Raw genomic sequence first — 235 nt, 5'->3', positions numbered from 1 at the left:
TAATGGCAGGGTTGCCGTCGAGGATAGTCTCATATTTGGCGTGGCGCAGCTCCTCGACACGCCCTTGCTGCTGGGTCAGCAGCCGTTCCCGCAAGATTGCCGGCGATGTCGCCGATATACCATTGTCGAACGGGCTCTCGCGGCGAAGATGCGCGATATGCGCGGCACGGATCATGATCTTTGACGGCACGCAGCCGATATTGACGCAGGTCCCGCCGATCGTGCAGATCGGAAG

The 235-nt window shown here is 60.4% G+C and carries 1 pseudogene; it reads right to left on the bottom strand.

The features are described 5' to 3' along the window. Nucleotides 1-235 (bottom strand): annotated as a pseudogene (locus KZZ06_RS22250) (mercuric reductase); the annotation flags it as partial.

The sequence above is a fragment of the Sulfitobacter sp. CW3 genome (assembly GCF_019392245.1).
Classification (GTDB): domain Bacteria; phylum Pseudomonadota; class Alphaproteobacteria; order Rhodobacterales; family Rhodobacteraceae; genus Sulfitobacter.
The sequence above is the reverse complement of the archived record's forward strand: the minus strand, read 5'-3'. Positions and strand labels throughout refer to the sequence as shown.